The sequence below is a fragment of the Streptomyces sp. NPDC053755 genome, assembly GCF_040677675.1.
GTDB lineage: Bacteria > Actinomycetota > Actinomycetes > Streptomycetales > Streptomycetaceae > Streptomyces.
The window spans coordinates 1-15,956 of sequence record NZ_JBFASK010000044.1 but is presented as its reverse complement, the minus strand read 5'-3'; the positions used below and the strand labels follow the sequence as shown (position 1 = coordinate 15,956).

At 72.7% G+C, this 15,956-nt stretch carries 13 protein-coding genes; 6 read left to right on the top strand and 7 right to left on the bottom strand.

Annotated features, from left to right (window positions below; genetic code table 11):
• Positions 1–54 precede the first annotated feature (54 nt).
• On the top strand, positions 55–1,242 hold the full coding sequence (locus AB0K65_RS28920; RefSeq protein WP_365721620.1) for a S8 family peptidase: 1,188 nt from the start codon (positions 55–57) through the stop codon (positions 1,240–1,242).
• A 28-nt stretch (positions 1,243–1,270) separates the two neighbouring features.
• Here the strand turns inward: AB0K65_RS28920 and AB0K65_RS28915 are convergent, their stop codons facing one another.
• From AB0K65_RS28915 to iolC, 5 genes are all read right to left on the bottom strand, one after another.
• On the bottom strand, positions 1,271–1,891 hold the full coding sequence (locus tag AB0K65_RS28915; protein WP_365721618.1) for a DUF4291 domain-containing protein: 621 nt from the start codon (positions 1,889–1,891) through the stop codon (positions 1,271–1,273).
• A 142-nt stretch (positions 1,892–2,033) separates the two neighbouring features.
• Entirely contained in the window at positions 2,034–3,536 is a 1,503-nt protein-coding gene (gene mmsA / locus AB0K65_RS28910) for a CoA-acylating methylmalonate-semialdehyde dehydrogenase (protein WP_365721616.1), read from the bottom strand.
• 22 nt (positions 3,537–3,558) lie between these two features.
• Positions 3,559–5,490 carry a 3D-(3,5/4)-trihydroxycyclohexane-1,2-dione acylhydrolase (decyclizing) gene (gene iolD, locus AB0K65_RS28905; protein WP_365721614.1) on the bottom strand — a complete coding sequence of 644 codons (1,932 nt, stop codon included), beginning with the start codon at positions 5,488–5,490 and terminating at the stop codon, positions 3,559–3,561.
• The gene (gene iolB / locus AB0K65_RS28900; protein ID WP_365721612.1) at positions 5,436–6,251 is read right to left on the bottom strand and encodes a 5-deoxy-glucuronate isomerase; all 816 of its coding nucleotides are present in this window, start codon (positions 6,249–6,251) and stop codon (positions 5,436–5,438) included. The genes iolD and iolB overlap by 55 nt, the downstream gene beginning before the upstream one ends.
• Before the next feature lie 311 nt (positions 6,252–6,562).
• Positions 6,563–7,540 carry a 5-dehydro-2-deoxygluconokinase gene (iolC, locus tag AB0K65_RS28895; RefSeq protein ID WP_365721610.1) on the bottom strand — a complete coding sequence of 326 codons (978 nt, stop codon included), beginning with the start codon at positions 7,538–7,540 and terminating at the stop codon, positions 6,563–6,565.
• A gap of 126 nt (positions 7,541–7,666) precedes the next feature.
• Between iolC and AB0K65_RS28890 the strand changes: the two genes are divergently transcribed.
• Together AB0K65_RS28890 and AB0K65_RS28885 are read left to right on the top strand one after the other, a co-directional pair.
• Positions 7,667–8,575 (top strand): sugar phosphate isomerase/epimerase, encoded by a 909-nt coding sequence (locus AB0K65_RS28890; protein WP_365721608.1) that lies wholly within the window; start codon positions 7,667–7,669, stop codon positions 8,573–8,575.
• A 257-nt stretch (positions 8,576–8,832) separates the two neighbouring features.
• Positions 8,833–9,030 (top strand): MerR family transcriptional regulator, encoded by a 198-nt coding sequence (locus AB0K65_RS28885; protein WP_362477803.1) that lies wholly within the window; start codon positions 8,833–8,835, stop codon positions 9,028–9,030.
• Between the two features lie 95 nt (positions 9,031–9,125).
• Here the strand turns inward: AB0K65_RS28885 and AB0K65_RS28880 are convergent, their stop codons facing one another.
• Complete coding sequence (locus AB0K65_RS28880) at positions 9,126–11,402, bottom strand: MMPL family transporter (protein WP_365721606.1); 2,277 nt, start codon at positions 11,400–11,402, stop codon at positions 9,126–9,128.
• Between the two features lie 164 nt (positions 11,403–11,566).
• Here AB0K65_RS28880 and AB0K65_RS28875 point away from each other — a divergent pair, with 164 nt between their 5' ends.
• The 3 genes from AB0K65_RS28875 (at position 11,567) to AB0K65_RS28865 (ending at position 15,217) form a co-directional block, all read left to right on the top strand.
• The gene (locus AB0K65_RS28875; RefSeq protein WP_365721604.1) at positions 11,567–12,259 is read left to right on the top strand and encodes a TetR/AcrR family transcriptional regulator; all 693 of its coding nucleotides are present in this window, start codon (positions 11,567–11,569) and stop codon (positions 12,257–12,259) included.
• Between the two features lie 121 nt (positions 12,260–12,380).
• Complete coding sequence (locus AB0K65_RS28870) at positions 12,381–12,692, top strand: heavy-metal-associated domain-containing protein (RefSeq protein ID WP_365721602.1); 312 nt, start codon at positions 12,381–12,383, stop codon at positions 12,690–12,692.
• 248 nt (positions 12,693–12,940) lie between these two features.
• Positions 12,941–15,217 (top strand): heavy metal translocating P-type ATPase, encoded by a 2,277-nt coding sequence (locus AB0K65_RS28865; protein WP_365721600.1) that lies wholly within the window; start codon positions 12,941–12,943, stop codon positions 15,215–15,217.
• Positions 15,218–15,643: 426 nt separating this feature from the next.
• On the opposite strand, the gene AB0K65_RS28860 is transcribed toward AB0K65_RS28865, so the two are convergent.
• A partial coding sequence (locus tag AB0K65_RS28860) for a citrate/2-methylcitrate synthase (RefSeq protein ID WP_365721598.1) occupies positions 15,644–15,956 on the bottom strand: 313 nt, incomplete at its 5' end.

Sequence of the window (15,956 nt, the reverse complement as noted above, 5' to 3'; positions counted from 1 at the left end):
CGTACGGGTGCGCGGCCGCGATCCCCTTCACGAAAGGTCCAGGTGCCCCACCACATGACCTCCATATCCCGCCGCGTCGGAGCGCTCGTCCCCGTCCTCGCGCTCGCGGCCGGCCTCCAGTTCCTCGCCTCCCCCACCGCCCAGGGCGCCCCCACCGCCCCGCTCGGCGATCTGCGGCTCGCCCCCGCCTCCCTGGCCGTCGAGAACAGCTGGATCGTCGTCCTCAAGGACGGCTCGACCCGCGCCGACGACCTGGGCGTGACCTCCCGCCACGTCTACCGCTCCGTCCTCAAGGGCTTCTCGACGACGATGTCCCGGGCACGGGCCGCGTCCCTGGCCGCCGACCCGCGGGTGGCGTACGTCGAGCAGAACCGGACCGTCCGGCTCGCCGACACCCAGACGGCCGCCACCTGGGGCCTGGACCGGATCGACCAGCGGGACCTCCCGCTGTCGACGACGTACACCTACGCCACGACCGCGCCCAACGTCACCGCCTACATCATCGACACCGGCATCCGCACCTCGCACAGCGAGTTCGGCGGCCGGGCCACGGTCGGCACCGACACGGTCGGCGGCGGGCAGAACGGCCAGGACTGCCAGGGCCACGGCACGCACGTGGCGGGCACCGTCGGCGGCGCGAAGTACGGCGTCGCCAAGGCCGCGAAGCTGGTCGCCGTACGGGTGCTGGACTGCAACGGCTCCGGCACGACCGCCGGGGTCATCGCGGGCGTGGACTGGGTGACGGCCAACGCGGTCAAGCCGGCGGTCGCCAACATGAGCCTGGGCGGCGGGGCCGCCACCTCGCTGGACGACGCGGTGAGGCGTTCCATCGCCTCGGGCGTCAGCTACGCCGTCGCGGCGGGCAACGGCAACTTCCTCGGCCTGCCGGCGAAGGCGTGCAACTACTCCCCGGCCCGCGTGGCCGAGGCGATCACCGTCGGAGCCACGGACTCCGCCGACAAGCGCGCCTCCTTCTCCAACTACGGCACGTGCGTCGACCTGTTCGCGCCCGGCGTGTCCATCACGTCGGCGTGGAAGGACAGCGACACGGCGACGAACACGATCTCGGGCACCTCCATGGCGGCCCCGCACACGGCGGGTGTCGCGGCCCTCTACCTCTCGGGCCACCCGACGGCGACGCCCGCCCAGGTCCGTGACGCGCTGGTGGCCAACGCCACGAGCGGCAAGGTCCAGGACGCGAGGACCGGCTCCCCGAACAAGCTGCTCCACTCGGTGTTCTAGCCCGCCCGCACCCGCGCACCGCGCACGCTCAGACGGCGCTCCGGCTCGGCCCCTCCGCGACGAGCCGCCCGAGGAGGTCCGGACCCACCGGGTACGGCCGCTCCTCGGGCAGCTTCGTCCTGGCGTCGTCGAGCCGGCCGTCCCGCACGAGCGCGTGGATCTCGTGCGCCAGCGGCGTGACGTCCCGTACGCCCACGATCCACCGGTCCGCGTAGAGCCGGGTCGCCTCCCCCGCGAGCCCCAGCTGGAGGGAGCGGTACGGCAGCGCGGTCAGGCGCAGATCCCGTTCGGGGTCCCACTGGACCCGGGCCGGGGACCGCCGCAGCTCCCGCTTCCAGGCGTCATGGTCGGAGTGGATCTCCCGGACGAAGTGCGACAGGCAGGCGTGCCGCAGCGCCCATTCGAAGCCCTCGCGGGTGATCTCGACCGCGAGGACGGTCTGCTGCCCCTCCTTCAGCCCCCACCCGCAGCGGTACATCATCCACAGGAACGACGGCTTGATCCACGTCATCCGGTCCCGCTTCCACGCGGCGGGGAAACGACCGTCACGGGCGGCCGGGAGCCCGATGGAGGGGTCGTACGCCTGATGGACGGTCACCGTGGAGTCGGTGTACCGGGCGCGGATCTGGTATTTCGGCGGCACGGACATGGCCCCCAGAATGCCGCGGGGGCACATCCGGGGGCCACTTCTTAACGGGGTGCACGGGCCCGGCCGGAGAAGGCTCCGGACGGGCCCGCGGGGTGCGCGGTCCACGCGCGGTTCATCGGAGGGTGCGCGACAGGCGCCCGGTTCAGTGGTTGCGCGGGAAGCCCAGGTCCACGCCCGCCGGGGCCTCGGACGGGTCCGGCCAGCGGGTGGTGACGACCTTGCCGCGGGTGTAGAAGTGCACGCCGTCGTTGCCGTAGATGTGGTGGTCGCCGAAGAGCGAGTCCTTCCAGCCACCGAAGGAGTGGTAGCCCACCGGCACCGGGATCGGCACGTTCACGCCGACCATGCCCGCCTGGATCTCCATCTGGAAGCGGCGGGCGGCGCCGCCGTCGCGGGTGAAGATGGCCGTACCGTTGCCGAACGGCGAGGCGTTGATGAGCGCGACACCGTCCTCGTACGTCTCGGTGCGCAGCACGCACAGCACCGGGCCGAAGATCTCGTCCTGGTACGCCTTCGCCGTCGTGGGCACCTTGTCCAGGAGCGAGAGGCCGATCCAGTGGCCGTTCTCATACCCCTCGACCGTGTGGCCCGTGCCGTCAAGGACGACCTCGCAGCCCTCGGCCGCAGCGCCGTGGACGTAGGAGGCGACCTTGTCGCGGTGGACGGCCGTGATGAGCGGGCCCATCTCGGAGGTCGGGTCGTCGCCGGGGCCGATCTTGATCTTCTCGGCGCGCTCGCGGATCTTCTCCACCAGCTCGTCCGCGATGGCGCCGACCGCGACGACCGCGGAGATCGCCATGCAGCGCTCGCCGGCGGAGCCGTACGCCGCCGAGACCGCCGCGTCCGCCGCCGCGTCGAGGTCCGCGTCCGGCAGCACCAGCATGTGGTTCTTCGCGCCGCCGAGCGCCTGCACGCGCTTGCCGTGGGCCGAGGCGGTGGTGTGGATGTGGCGGGCGATCGGCGTCGAGCCGACGAAGGAGACCGCCGACACGTCGGGGTGCTCCAGGAGCCGGTCCACCGCGACCTTGTCGCCGTGCACGACGTTGAAGACGCCCTCCGGCAGGCCCGCCTCGGCGAGCAGCTCGGCGATCTTCAGCGACGGGGAGGGGTCCTTCTCGCTCGGCTTGAGGATGAAGGTGTTGCCGCACGCGATGGCGATCGGGAACATCCACATCGGCACCATGGCCGGGAAGTTGAACGGGGTGATGCCGGCGACCACGCCGACGGGCTGCCGGATCGAGGCCACGTCCACCCGGTTCGACACCTGGGTGGACAGCTCGCCCTTCAGCTGCGTGGTGATGCCGCAGGCCAGGTCGACGATCTCCAGGCCGCGGGCGACCTCGCCGAGCGCGTCGGAGTGCACCTTCCCGTGCTCGGCGACGATCAGCTCGGCGATGGCGTCACGGTTGGCGTCGAGGAGCGCCCGGAACCGGAAGAGGATCGTGGTGCGCTGCGCCAGCGAGGCGGTGCCCCAGCTCTCGAACGCGGTCTTCGCGGCGGCGACGGCCGCGTCGACCTCCTCGACGGAGGCCAGGGCCACCTGTGTGGTCACGGCACCGGTGGCCGGGTCGGTGACCGGGCCCCAGTTGCCCGACGTGCCCTCGACGGTCTTGCCACCGATCCAGTGGTTGACGGTCTTCGTCATGACGGAATGCTCCTTCTGGCTGTTACAGGTGGCGGCGGCGGGCGGTGACGTGCCGGTCGTACTCCTCCCGTGCCCGGACCGCCGACGAGCGGGTCGCGGTCTCGGCCACGGGAACATCCCACCACGCCTGGGCGGGGGGCGGGCCCGACACTGTGTCGGGCGTTTCGGTCTCCGTGTAGACACATGTGGGAACGGCCGACGCTCGGGCGTCGGCGAGGGCTTCTCGCAGGTCACGTACGGTGCGGGCGCGCAGCACCCGCATGCCGAGGGAGGCCGCGTTGGCGGCCAGGTCGACGGGGAGGGGCGCGCCGGTGAAGCTCCCGTCGGGGGCCCGGTGGCGGTAGGCGGTGCCGTACCCCTCGCCGCCGACCGCCGTGGAGAGCCCGCCGATGGAGGCGTAGCCGTGGTTCTGCAGGATCACCACCGTGATGGCCAGCCCCTCCTGCACCGCGGTGACGATTTCGGTGGGGTTCATCAGATACGTCCCGTCGCCGACGAGGGCCCAGACGGGCCGCCGGGGAGCGGCGAGCGCGACGCCGATCGCGGCGGGGATCTCGTACCCCATGCAGGAGTAGCCGTATTCGACGTGGTACTGGTCGGCGGAACGGGCCCGCCACAGCTTGTGCAGGTCGCCGGGGAGCGAGCCGGCCGCGTTGATCAGGATGTCGTCCCCGGTGACCAGAGTGTCGAGGACGCCGAGGACCTGGGCCTGGGTGGGGCGGGCGTCCTCGTCCGGCACGGCGTAGGCGGCGTCGACGCGCCGCTCCCAGGCCGCCTTGGCGGCGGCCCACGCGTCCTCGGCGCCGGGACGCTCGCCGTGACCGGAGTCGTCGGGGGCGGGGCGGCCGAGTGCCTCGGTGAGGGCGGTGAGGCCCTCGCGGGCGTCGGCGACGAGCGGCAGGGCGCCGAGTTTATGGGCGTCGAACCCGGCGATGTTGAGGTTCACGAATTGCACGCCCGGCCGGGCGAAGAGGGTGGAGGAGGCGGTGGTGAAGTCGGTGTAGCGGGTGCCGACGCCGATGACGAGGTCGCTCGCCGCGGCGAGCTCGTCGGCGGTGGCGGTGCCCGTGTGACCGATGCCGCCGACGTCACAGGGGTGGTCGTACGCCAGGACGCCCTTGCCCGCCTGGGTGGTCGCGACGGGGATCCGGGCCCGTTCGGCGAAGGCGCGCAGCGCGTCCTCGGCGCCGCTGTGCTTCACCCCGCCGCCGGCGACGACGAGCGGCCGGGAGGCGCCCCGGATCGCCCGCGCCGCCGCGTCGAGCTCGTCCGCGTCGGGGCGTGGGCGGCGCACCCTCCAGATCCGTTCGGCGAAGAACTCCTCCGGCCAGTCGTACGCCTCCGCCTGCACGTCCTGCGGGAGCGCGAGCGTCACGGCGCCGGTCTCGACGGGGTCGGAGAGGACCCGCGCGGCGGCGAGCGCGGCCGGGATCAGCGCTTCGGGGCGGGTGATCCGGTCGAAGTACTTCGAGACCGGCCGCAGACAGTCGTTCACGGACACGTCACCGGCGTAGGGGACTTCGAGCTGCTGGAGGACGGGGTCGGCGGGGCGGGTGGCGAAGACGTCCCCGGGCAGCAGCAGCACCGGCAGGTGGTTGACGGTGGCGAGGGCGGCGCCGGTGACGAGATTGGTGGCGCCGGGTCCGATGGAGGTGGTGACGGCGTGGGCGGAGAGCCGGTGGGACTGGCGGGCGTAGCCGACAGCCGCGTGCACCATCGCCTGTTCGTTGCGGCCCTGGTGGTACGGCATGACATCGGCGTACTCCAGCAGGGCCTGGCCGACGCCGGCGACGTTGCCGTGGCCGAAGATGCCCCAGGTGGCGGAGACCAACCGGCTTCGCACACCGTCGCGTTCGGTGTACTGGGCGGCGAGGAAGCGCACCAGCGCCTGGGCGACGGTCAGTGCGGGCACGTGTATCCCTCCGCGTGGTCGGGGTGGAAGCTGATCTTCCATTCCCGCTCGGCGCCCGGTCCCGCCATGACGTTGAGGTAGTACATGTCGTGCCCGGGCTGGGCGATCGACGGGCCGTGCCAGCCGTCCGGCACGAGGACGGCGTCACCGCCGGCGACCTCGGCGAGGAGGTCGGCGCCGCCGGGGCGGGAGGGGGAGACGCGCTGGTAGCCGAGGCCGCCGCGCCGGATCTCGTAGTAGTAGATCTCCTCCAGCTCGGACTCCGTGCCGGGGCGGTGCTCGTCGTGCTTGTGCGGCGGGTAGGAGGACCAGTTGCCGCCCGGGGTGATCACCTCGACGGCGATCAGCCGGTCGCAGGGGAAGGCCCCGGCCGCGGCGAAGTTGCGCACCTGACGGGCCTGGGAGCCGCTTCCGCGGGCCTCGACGGGAACCTCCGGCGCGGGGCCGTAGCGAGCGGGGAGTCGTCGCTCGCACTTCGCTCCTGCCAAAGCGAAGCGGCCTCCCGCGCCGGAGGCGATCTGGGCCCGGGTGTCGCGGGGCACGTAGACGAAGTCGGAGACTCCGCCGAACACGCTCTCGCGGCCGTGCACCGAGAAGGTCTCGTCGTCGAGCCGCACCGTACAGCCGCCGGCGAGCGGAAGCACGATCCATTCACTGTCCCCAGTGTCCAGGAGATGGCTCTGTCCGGGGCGGAGTTCGAGAACGCGCAGGGAGGAATACCGCCAGTCGGCCCGTGCGGGGTCGATGTCGACGGCGTAGGGGCCGCGGGAGGCGGTCCCGGCGGGCAGATGCAGGGAGTTCATGGTCCTGTGCCTACCCCTTCCACCGGCGGACTCGCCGCGGCGCCGACACCTTCCGCCGGCGGGGGCGAGTCGCCACGGACAGCGGGCGTGGGCGGGCACGGGCGTGGGCGGGCACGGGCGGCGCCGCGCCGCGCTCGGGACGCGGGGGCCGGGGACGCGGGGACGAGACCGGCGCGGGCGGGCACGGGCGGCGCCGCGAGGGGCGGGCGGGCGTGGGTGGCGCCGCGCTCGGGTCGTCCGGGGGCCTCGCGGGTGGGGAGGGGTGGTCGGGTGGTTCGCCCGCGTGGGGGCGGCCCCCGCGGGTACCGCCGTCATGGAGTGCGCTCCGGGATCGAACCGGTGCCGGCGGCGAGGGCGCGGGCGATCTCGTCGTCGTACGGCATGGCGGACGAGCAGGCGAGCCGGCCGGCGACGATCGCCCCGGCGGCGTTGGCGTAGCGGAGCACGCGGTCCAGGTCCCATTCGGCCAGCAGGCCGTGGGCGAGCGCCCCGCCGAACGCGTCGCCGGCGCCCAGGCCGTTGACGACGTCGACCGGCAGCGGCTCCGCCTCGGCGCTCTCACCGTCGGCGGTCATCGCGAGGACGCCCTTGGGGCCCTGTTTGACGACCGCGACCCGGACTCCGGCGTCCAGCAGGGCGCGGGCGGCGGCATGGGGCTCGCGCTCCCCGGTGGCGACCTCGCACTCGTCGAGGTTGCCGACGGCGACCGTCGCCGTGGACAGGGCGGCGCGGTAGAGGGCGGGCGCCTCGTCGGGGTCCTTCCAGAGCGCCGGGCGCCAGTCCAGGTCGAGGACGGTCACGTCCCGGCGGCCCCGTTCCCGCAGCGCACCCAGGGTCGACGCCCGGCTCGGCTCGGCGCTCAGGCCCGTCCCCGTCACCCAGAACGCGCGGGCGGAGCGGATCGCCGCGAGATCCAGTTCGGACGGGTGGATCTCCAGGTCCGGCGCCTTGGGCTGCCGGTAGAAGTGGAGGGGGAAGTCGTCGGGCGGGAAGATCTCGCAGAAGGTGACCGGCGTCGGATACGCCTCGACGGAGGTCACCCACCGGTCGTCGACGCCGAACGACCTTAGCGCGAGGTGCAGATACTCGCCGAAGGGGTCGGCGCCCGTCCGGGTGATGAGCGCCGTGCGCCTCCCGAGCCGCGCCGCCGCGACCGCCACGTTCGAGGGTGAGCCGCCCAGGAACTTGCCGAACCTCTCCACGCGGGCGAGCGGCACCCCGATCTGCAGCGGATACAGGTCCACGCCGATGCGCCCCATCGTGATCAGGTCGTACGGCTCCGTCCGCATGCGCCACCTCTCGCCTCGGCCCCGCACCCAGGTCTAGCCGCCTGCCCGGAGCCATGTCAACGCTATGTCCTGACATTCGGACGACCGTCTTGACGCGTCTTCGCGAACCCGGCCAAGGTGACGTTCATGACGAAGCCGTCGCCACTGTCCCGTATCCGTATCGGCTCCGCCCCCGACTCCTGGGGCGTCTGGTTCCCCGACGATCCCCGGCAGGTGCCCTGGCACCGCTTCCTCGACGAGGTCGCCGGGGCCGGCTACGAGTGGATCGAGCTGGGGCCCTACGGCTACCTGCCCACCGATCCGGCGATCCTGGCCGACGAGACCGGCCGCCGGGGCCTGAAGGTCTCCGCCGGGACCGTCTTCACCGGGCTGCACCACGGTCCGTCCGTCTGGGAGAGGACCTGGGCGCACGTCGCCGACAACGCGGCTCTCGCCCAGGCGGTGGGAGCGGAGCACCTGGTCGTCATCCCCTCCTTCTGGCGGGACGACAAGACCGGCGAGGTCCTGGAGGACCGCACCCTGACCGCCGAACAGTGGCGGCAGCTGACCGGCCTGACCGAGCGCCTCGGCCACGAGGTCCGGGAACGCTACGGCCTGCGGATCGTCGTCCATCCGCACGCGGACACCCATGTCGACAGCGAGGAGAACGTGGCGCGTTTCCTGGACGCCACCGACCCCGACCTCGTCTCGCTCTGTCTGGACACCGGCCATTACGCCTACTGCGGCGGCGACAGCGTCAAGCTGATCGAGACCTACGGCGAGCGGATCGGCTACCTCCACCTCAAGCAGGTCGACCCGGAGGTCCTGGCGGGGGTCGTCGCGGACGGGGTCCCCTTCGGACCGGCCGTGGCCCGCGGCGTGATGTGCGAGCCGCCCTCCGGAGTGCCGGCCCTGGAACCGGTCCTGACGGCGGCCCAGGCCCTGGACGTGGACCTCTTCGCCATCGTGGAGCAGGACATGTACCCGTGCGAACCGGACAGGCCCTACCCGATCGCGGTCCGCACCCGGCGCTTCCTGCGCTCCTGCGGGGCCTGAGGGCGTTCACGGAGCCGAGCGGAAAGCCCGCCGCCACGCCGATGTGACCGTGCGCCGCTTACGTCACATCCGTCCCCCTGTCGTCACACATATCTCCATTACGCGGGCTTTCCGTCACAGCCGCACGACAGCCGCTCTCCTCTCGTCCGAAGGGGTCGTTCAAGGGGCACAGGCTCAGTGATCGCCAGCGCCGGCCCCGCAGCTCCCCCGAACGGCACCCCCGCCGCCGCTGCGAGGCGCGCAGGGAGGTGCCATACATGACGGACAGAAGGCTCTGGTCCTACAAGGACATCGCGGCGCACATCAAGGTGCAGCCGGACACGGTCCGTTCCTATCGGAAGCACGGTCTGCTGCCGCCACCCGACCATGTGGAGTCGGGAAAGCCCTACTGGTACGCGGACACCATCCGCGCCTGGGTCGCCAACCGCCCCGGCAACCGGAGCCGCCGGGACTGACCCCCGCAGCACCCTTCCGACCGAACGAGACGGCCCCGCCCCCCCGATCCGATGCGGGGCCGTCCGCGTGTCCGGAGAGAGTCCCCGGACACGGCCTACCGCCCGGCGGGCTCCATGGCCCGCTCGGGCTCGGCACGCGGGCCCGGGGCCGGTGTGCCGCCCTCACTGATGCCGAACCGGTCGTGGAAGCGGCGCAGCGGCCCCGGGGCCCACCAGGTGAGACGGCCGGTCAGCTTCATGACCGCCGGGACCAGGAGGCTGCGCACGACCATCGCGTCCATGAGAACGGCGAGGGCGACACCGAGGCCCAGCATCTTGGTGTTGGTGACCCGGGAGGTCCCGATGGCGACCATCACGACGGCCAGGATGACGGCGGCCGCCGTGATCAGCCCGCCGGTGTGCCGCAGGCCGAACCGTACCGAGTGCTCGTGGTCGCCGGTCGCGTCGTACTCCTCCTTGATCCGGGAGAGGAGGAAGACGCCGTAGTCCATGGAGAGTCCGAAGGCGACGCAGAACATCAGCACCGGCAGGGTCGTCTCTATGTCGCCGGTGGCGGTGAATCCGAGCAGCCCGGACAGATGCCCCTCCTGGAAGACCCAGACCACCGCTCCGAACATCGCCGTCAGGCTGAGGGCGTTGAGGACGACGGCCTGGAGGGGTATGAGCACGCTTCCGGTGAGCAGGAAGACCAGGAGCAGCGTGACCACCACGATGATCGCGAGGGCCCACGGGAGACGGTCGGCTATGGCGTCCTTGGAATCGACCAGGACCGCCGCCGCACCGGTCACGGACGTGTCGAAGGGCGCTTCCCGCTCCCGGAGTTCGCCGACGACCCGCTGGGCGTTCTCGCCGACGTTCTCGCCTTCGGGCAGCACGGTGAAGACGGCGTAGGACTTCTCCCCGGTCCCGGAGGTCACCGGGCCCTCCACCCGTGCGACACCGTCGAGGGCCCCGATCCGCTGGCGGTACTCGGCGTACTGCGCGGGGGTGGCCCGGCCCTCGGCGAGCACCGTGAGACCGCCGCCGGGGTCCCCTGGGAAGCCGTCCCGCAGCCGGTCCTGGACGACGCGGGACTCGGCGGTGGCCGGCAGCTGGCGGTCGTCGGCCGTGCCGAAGCGGACGCCCAGGAAGGGCAGTCCGAGGAGGAGGAGCCCGACGGTGGTGACCACGGCGAAGACGGGGGCCCGCCGCATCACCAGCGCGGCGGTCCTGCCCCACCCCGCCCCGGGGCCGCGCCCGGCGCCGGCCCGCCCGCCCGGACCCCCGTCCGTCCGCACCGCGGCACCGGCCCGCTCGGCCGCGCCGCGCCGGAACAGGCGCCGCAGGTCCAGGGCGTTGACCCGCTCGCCGAGCAGCATCAGGGCGGCGGGAAGCAGGATCAGCGCCGCCGCGGCGGCGAGCAGCACCACCGCGATCCCGGCGTAGGCGAAGGAGCGCAGGAAGTACTGCGGGAAGACGAGCATGGCGGCGAGCGAGACGGCGACGGTCAGCGCGGAGAAGAGCACGGTGCGCCCGGCGGTGCGCAGCGTGGTGCCCACGGCGGTGCGCGGGTCGGCCCCGCTGGCCAGTTCCTCGCGGAACCGGCGGACCACGAACAAGGCGTAGTCGATGGCGAGCCCGAGGCCGAGCGCGGTGGTGAGGTTCTGGGCGAAGACGGACACGTCGGTGAGTTCGGTGATCCCGCGGAGCACGGCGTTGGTGCCCAGGATGGCGACGATCCCGATCCCCAGCGGCAGCAGGGCGGCGACCGCGCTGCCGAAGACCATGACCAGCAGGACGAGCGTCACCGGCAGCGCGATCAACTCGGCGCGCAGCAGGTCCTCCTGGATGATGGCCTGCATCTCGTGCCGCACGGCCAGGGGTCCGCCCACGGACACCTCGACCGGGCCGCGCTCGCCCCGGTACTCGGGGGCGATCCGCTGGAGGATCTCGCCGGCCGCCTTCTCGTCGCCGTCGATGCGGGCGACGATCACCGCCTGGCGCCCGTCCTCGGATCGCAGGGCCGGGGAGCCGGTCCTCCAATAGGAACCGACGCCGCTCACGCCCGGCTCGGCGTCGAGCCGTTCGTCCATCCTCCGCGCCTCCGCGGCGACGCCGGGGGCGTCGACCCCTGCCGCGCCCGCGTCGAGGAGCAGCAGCAGGTTCGCCTGGGACGCGGGGAACTCCCGCTCCAGGACCTCGGTGGCGTACGTGGACTCGGCGTCCGGGTCCTCCCAGCCGCCGCTGCCCATCCGGTCTGCGACGCCGCTGCCCGCGAAGACCGCGAGGGCGGTGATCACCAGGGCCGCCACAAGGGAGAGGCGGGGCCGGGCCGTGACGAACCGCGTCCACCCCCCGCCTCGGACGGGTGCTGCTTTCTTGACTTCGGCCATCACGCGGTGTCCCCTTCACCGTGACCCATGCGCTCGCTTCCCGGCAGGCCGCATGGGTCGCCCTTTGCCATAGACTGACAAACACGAGTCATCGCTCGCGTTTCCCAAGAATGCGAGCGACCACTCGTGTTTGTCAAACAGGTCCACGAAAGCTGGGGACAGCCATGTCCGAGAGCCCGCAGGGAAGCGGCACGTCCGAGGAGTCCGGCGAACCCAGGCCGCGCCGCCGCCAGGCACGCGGCGAGCGCCGCATCGCACAGCTCCTCCAGGCCGCCGCGAACGTCTTCTGCGCGAACGGCTACACGGCGACCAGCACCAACGCGATCGCCCGCGAGGCGAGCGTCTCGCCGGGCACGCTCTACCAGTACTTTCCCAACAAGGAGGCGATCGCCGTCGAGCTGGGCGACCGCCTGCTGCACCAGATGCGGGAGGCGCACGGCCAGGCGTTCACCCCGGAGAACTTCGAGCTGCCCCTGCCCGAGCTGCTCGACGCGGTCGTCGACCCGCTGATCGAGTTCAACTGCCAGAACCCGGTCTTCCTCGCCCTGATGCACGGTTCGGAGATCCCCGGCCGCATCGCCGAGGAGCACGACGCCCTGCACGCCTCACTGCTCGCCCGGATCGGGGACCTGCTCGGCCACTACCTCCCGGACCTGCCGGCCGCGGAGGCCGCCCGGATCGCCGACATGACCTTCGCCATCTTCAAGGGCGGCCTCGCCCTGGTCCTCGCCGCCCCCGAGGGCCCCGAGCGGGACGCCGTGATCGACGAGCTGAAGCGGGTCCTGCTGCGCTATCTCGACCCGGTCATCGGCGACGCGAACCTGCGGGACCCGCTCACCGCGGCGCCGACCTCCTGACCCGTACTCGCGGCACTTCCCCCGACAGCGGGGCGCGAGGCGGAATCGATACCCCCTAGGGGTAGGTATATGGTGGACGGGTGTACGGCCCAGTACCGCCACGCTCGCAGAGGAGAACGCCATGACCGCCGAGACGAAGACCGAACTCCCCCAGGTCACCAGCGGCTGCTGCTCGTCGACCGGCTCGTGTCACGACGGCGCCGACGAGGTGCCCACGGGCGCCGTCACCACCGTCTACGACGTCAAGGGCATGACCTGCGGCCACTGCGAAGGCGCGGTCTCCGGCGAGATCTCCGAGATCCCCGGCGTCTCCTCCGTGACGGCCGTCGCCGCGACCGGCAAGGTCACCGTGGTCTCCGAGGCCCCGCTCGACGAGGCCGCCGTACGCGCCGCCGTCGACGAGGCCGGCTACGAACTGCTCGGCCGCGTCTGACCGCCGGCCCACCCCCGGCGAAGGCCGCGTCCGGCCGCCGGCCGAACCCCCGGCGCGCGCTCGGAGACCCCGGCGTCACCGGACTCCGGTACGGATCCCCCGACGGCTTCCCGACGGCTTCCGCACCGCCGTACCGCCGTACCGGGACGCCCCCGGGGCCGGGTCCCGGGACCCCACCGGCCACCCCGCATGTCCGAGCAGGGCCGTACTGTGAGAACGGTACGGCCCTGCTCCCCTTGGAAACGCGCATGCCTCCCAGCACCGCCAGTCCGTCCACCGCCGCCCTGCGCAGCACCGAGCTGACCATCGGCGGAATGACCTGCGCCTCCTGCGCGGCCCGCGTGGAGAAGAAGCTCAACCGCATGGACGGGGTCACCGCGACCGTCAACTACGCGACGGAGAAGGCACGGATCGAGCACGCGGCCGAGGTGGCCGTCGCCGATCTGATCGCGACGGTCGTGAAGACCGGATACACCGCCGAGGAGCCCCCGCCGCCGCGGCCCGAGCCGCCGGCGCCGCCGACGGCGGACCCGCAGACCGGGCCGTCCCCCCGGGAGCGCGCGACGGACCCGGACCTCTCCGCGTCACGCACGCGTCTGACCGTCTCGGCGGCCCTCGCCGCCCCGGTGGTCCTGCTCGCGATGGTCCCGGCCCTGCAGTTCGACAACTGGCAGTGGCTGTCGCTCACCCTCGCCGCCCCCGTCGTCGTCTGGGGCGGTCTCCCCTTCCACCGGGCCGCCTGGACCAACCTCCGCCACGGCGCCGCCACGATGGACACCCTCGTCTCGGTCGGCACGCTCGCCGCCTTCGGCTGGTCGCTCTGGGCGCTCTTCCTCGGCACCGCGGGCATGCCCGGCATGCGCCACGGCTTCGACCTCGTCGCCGGCCGCACCGACGGGGCCGCCACCATCTATCTGGAGGTCGCGGCCGGAGTCGTGACGTTCATCCTGCTCGGCCGCCACCTGGAGGCCCGCGCCAAACGGAAGGCCGGCTCGGCGCTGCGCGCGCTGATGGAGCTGGGCGCCAAGGACGTGAGCCTCCTGCGGGACGGCGCGGAGGTACGCGTCCCGGTGGCCGCGCTGCGCCCCGGCGACCGGTTCGTCGTACGGCCCGGCGAGAAGATCGCCACCGACGGCACCGTCACCGACGGCCTCTCCGCCGTCGACGCCTCCCTGCTCACCGGTGAGTCGCTGCCGGTCGACGTGACGGCCGGGGACGCCGTGACCGGCGGCTGCGTCAACACCTCGGGCCGGCTGGTCGTCGAGGCCACGCGGGTCGGCGCGGACACCCAGCTGGCCCGGATGGCCAAGCTGGTGGAGGACGCGCAGAACGGCAAGGCGCAGGTCCAGCGCCTGGCCGACCGGATCTCCGCCGTCTTCGTGCCCGTGGTGCTGCTCATCGCGGTCGGAACCCTGGCCGGTTGGCTGGGGGCGACCGGTGACACCACGGCCGCCTTCACGGCGGCGGTCGCCGTCCTGATCATCGCCTGCCCCTGCGCACTGGGCCTCGCCACTCCGACGGCCCTGATGGTCGGCACCGGCCGCGGGGCGCAGCTCGGCATCCTGATCAAGGGTCCGGAGGTCCTGGAGTCCACCCGCCGCGTCGACACCGTCGTCCTGGACAAGACCGGGACGGTCACCACCGGCCGGATGACGCTGAGCAAGGTGTACGCGTACGAGGGGGAGGACGAGACCGAGCTGGTGCGCCTCGCGGGCGCCGTCGAGCACGCCTCCGAGCACCCGGTCGCCCGGGCCGTCGCGGCAGGCGCAGCCGAGCGGCTGGGGGCGTCGGGGGCCGGGCTGCCCGTGCCGGAGGCGTTCGAGAACGTCCCCGGTCTGGGCGTGCGCGGCTCGGTCGACGGCCACCGGGTCCTCGTGGGCCGCGCCGCCCTCCTGGAGGCGGAGGGGATCGAGGTGTCCGGACCCACGGCTCCCGGGGCGGTGCACGTCGCCTGGGACGGCCGGGCCCGCGGGATCCTGACCGTCGCCGACGAGGTCAAGGCGACCAGCGCCGAGGCGGTGGCGCGGCTGCGCGCCCTGGGCCTCTCACCGGTCCTGCTGACCGGTGACGGCCTCGCGGTGGCCGAGACGGTGGCGGCGGAGGTCGGGATCCCGGCGGACCGGGTCCACGCCGAGGTGCTGCCGCAGGACAAGGTCGACGTGATCCGCCGCCTGCAGAGCGAGGGGCGGACGGTCGCGATGGTCGGCGACGGGGTGAACGACGCCGCCGCGCTCGCCGTGGCCGATCTGGGCCTCGCCCTGGGCACGGGCACGGACGCGGCCATCGAGGCCGCCGATCTGACGCTGGTGCGCGGCGACCTGCGGGTCGCGGCGGACGCCATCCGCCTCGCGCGGCGGACCCTGGCCACGATCAGGGGCAACCTGGTCTGGGCCTTCGGCTACAACGTGGCGGCGCTGCCTCTGGCGGCCGCGGGGCTGCTCAACCCCATGATCGCCGGCCTCGCGATGGCGTTTTCATCCGTTTTCGTCGTCACCAACAGCCTCCGACTCCGAAGGTTCACGTGAATTCACCTACACGTGACCGCACAGGACCTTCACAAAGAGACCTAGATCACAGATATTTGGGGGTAACCATTCGGGCCGTTCGCGAGTCTAAGTGGGCGATGCCGAGAACGTCTTGGGGGACGTTCATGGGATGTCTTGGGGGACGTCCCAGGCAAGCGTTGGCCGGGGCACGTGCACCGGGGAGCTTTGAGCGGCCCTCCCGTACGTACCCCGGCAGACCGCGCAGACCCGCGTAGCTTCTGTCGAACCGGCAGACGCCCGGCCCGGATCCCGTGGGGGGAATCCGCACCGGGGATATGGGAAGCGCCCCGCGCACCGACCCGTGGGGGGATCGGTGGCGGGGCGCTTTTCCTTCGGCGGCCCGAAGGCCGGGCCGGGGGCCGGAAGGCGATGGCCCCCGGCCCTCTCGGCGGTGTGTCCCTGAGGTCAGCGGCCCTCGACGGGGACGAAGTCGCGCAGGACCTCGCCGGTGTAGATCTGGCGCGGGCGGCCGATGCGGGATCCCGGCTCCTTGATCATCTCGTGCCACTGGGCGATCCAGCCCGGAAGACGGCCGAGCGCGAAGAGCACGGTGAACATCTCGGTCGGGAAGCCCATCGCGCGGTAGATCAGACCCGTGTAGAAGTCCACGTTGGGGTAGAGGTTGCGCGAGACGAAGTAGTCGTCCGAGAGCGCGTGCTCCTCCAGCTTGAGCGCGATGTCCAGCAGCTCGTCGGACTTGCCGAGGGCCGAGAGGACG

What these genes read in the sequence shown, in the direction of transcription:
- AB0K65_RS28920 (WP_365721620.1), top strand. Translation starts at nt 55, where the DNA reads ATGACCTCCATATCCCGCCGCGTCGGAGCGCTCGTCCCCGTCCTCGCG.
- AB0K65_RS28880 (WP_365721606.1), bottom strand. Translation starts at nt 11,402, where the DNA reads ATGGCCGAAGTCAAGAAAGCAGCACCCGTCCGAGGCGGGGGGTGGACG.
- AB0K65_RS28885 (WP_362477803.1), top strand. Translation starts at nt 8,833, where the DNA reads ATGACGGACAGAAGGCTCTGGTCCTACAAGGACATCGCGGCGCACATC.
- AB0K65_RS28890 (WP_365721608.1), top strand. Translation starts at nt 7,667, where the DNA reads ATGACGAAGCCGTCGCCACTGTCCCGTATCCGTATCGGCTCCGCCCCC.
- AB0K65_RS28915 (WP_365721618.1), bottom strand. Translation starts at nt 1,891, where the DNA reads ATGTCCGTGCCGCCGAAATACCAGATCCGCGCCCGGTACACCGACTCC.
- AB0K65_RS28865 (WP_365721600.1), top strand. Translation starts at nt 12,941, where the DNA reads ATGCCTCCCAGCACCGCCAGTCCGTCCACCGCCGCCCTGCGCAGCACC.
- AB0K65_RS28875 (WP_365721604.1), top strand. Translation starts at nt 11,567, where the DNA reads ATGTCCGAGAGCCCGCAGGGAAGCGGCACGTCCGAGGAGTCCGGCGAA.
- AB0K65_RS28870 (WP_365721602.1), top strand. Translation starts at nt 12,381, where the DNA reads ATGACCGCCGAGACGAAGACCGAACTCCCCCAGGTCACCAGCGGCTGC.
- iolB (WP_365721612.1), bottom strand. Translation starts at nt 6,251, where the DNA reads ATGAACTCCCTGCATCTGCCCGCCGGGACCGCCTCCCGCGGCCCCTAC.
- mmsA (WP_365721616.1), bottom strand. Translation starts at nt 3,536, where the DNA reads ATGACGAAGACCGTCAACCACTGGATCGGTGGCAAGACCGTCGAGGGC.
- iolC (WP_365721610.1), bottom strand. Translation starts at nt 7,540, where the DNA reads ATGCGGACGGAGCCGTACGACCTGATCACGATGGGGCGCATCGGCGTG.
- iolD (WP_365721614.1), bottom strand. Translation starts at nt 5,490, where the DNA reads ATGGAAGATCAGCTTCCACCCCGACCACGCGGAGGGATACACGTGCCC.